Source organism: Coprococcus sp. LG101-27 (assembly GCF_027695515.1).
Lineage (GTDB): Bacteria > Bacillota > Clostridia > Lachnospirales > Lachnospiraceae > Allocoprococcus > Allocoprococcus comes.
In genome coordinates this window covers 1-1,008 of record NZ_JAQEUJ010000062.1, presented here as the reverse complement: position 1 = coordinate 1,008, position 1,008 = coordinate 1, and the positions used below count along the sequence as shown (strand labels likewise).

Annotated in this window: 2 protein-coding genes; both read right to left on the bottom strand. The window is 46.5% G+C overall.

Annotated features, from left to right (window positions below):
* On the bottom strand, positions 1-499 hold a 499-nt coding region (locus PG766_RS16850), incomplete at its 3' end, for a recombinase family protein (RefSeq protein WP_270591406.1).
* 107 nt (positions 500-606) lie between these two features.
* Positions 607-792, bottom strand: coding sequence for a hypothetical protein (locus tag PG766_RS16845; protein WP_015540918.1), 186 nt, complete (start codon positions 790-792; stop codon positions 607-609).
* Positions 793-1,008: the final 216 nt, after the last annotated feature.

Here is a 1,008-nt window from a genome sequence, read left to right as displayed (position 1 = left end):
GTGCATAGGCTCCATAGTGTGCGCCATTGGCAAATCTTGTGTGCATGGCAGCCTTGACCTTTTTGCTGGTCTGTCGGGCGTGCATTTCATTCAGGATGTTTAAGAACGGGGCAAGCTCGCTTTCTCCGTTGATGGTGTCCACATTATCATTGATGGCAATGTAGCGTACTCCCTTGCTGGGGAAATAGATTTCCGTGTACTGACCGGTCAGGATATAGTTTCTTCCCAGACGGGATAAGTCCTTTGTGACAACGCAGTTGATTTTCCCGTCCTCGATGTCATCAATCATCCTTTGGAAGCTTGGACGCTCGAAATTTGTCCCGCTCCATCCGTCGTCAATGTACTCGTCTACAACGGTCAGCCCATGCTCTGCGGCATACTGCCTAAGCATCATGCGCTGGGTCTGGATACTGCCGCTTTCCCCCTGTAATTCATCGTCACGGCTCAATCTCAAATATAGTGCAGTGTTATAAATCGTTGTATTGTATGGTTGTTTCACGGTTAAAAATCCTCCTTCTAAAAGAAACAACCCACGCTTATACAATACTCGCTGGTACAAGTATATCATAAGCGTGGGCTGATTGACAGTCGTTATTCCGTATTTTTTCAGGAAGCGGCGGCAGCGTGCTGGATCACATCTTCCAGTAGGCTGTCAAGCGGCTTCCCATCCTGTGCGAAATGCTCCGATACCTTGATACGGACTTTCCCCATGACAAAATACTGGGTGCCGTCTTTTTCGGTAAGCAGGGTGCCGCTGTTTTCGTTGTTGCTCTCGTTTTTGTTTTTTGCCATAGGCAGTTACCTCCATAAATGAAATATGCCCGACAAGGGAATGTCAGGCAGGTTTACAGCCGCAGACTGTCTTCATGTCAACCAAACCGTGTCAACCGGCAGAAAAGACTTTGAAAACAATCCATAGGCACTCTATTATTACTTTTTACTTTTTCTTTGATTTCTTGGTTGACATGGTTGACAAAGGAGAGAAATGCCCCAAATATCAGGCTTTTC

Excerpts from the sequence above, each read along its gene's own strand:
- PG766_RS16845 (WP_015540918.1), bottom strand. The coding sequence starts at position 792 with ATGGCAAAAAACAAAAACGAGAGCAACAACGAAAACAGCGGCACCCTG.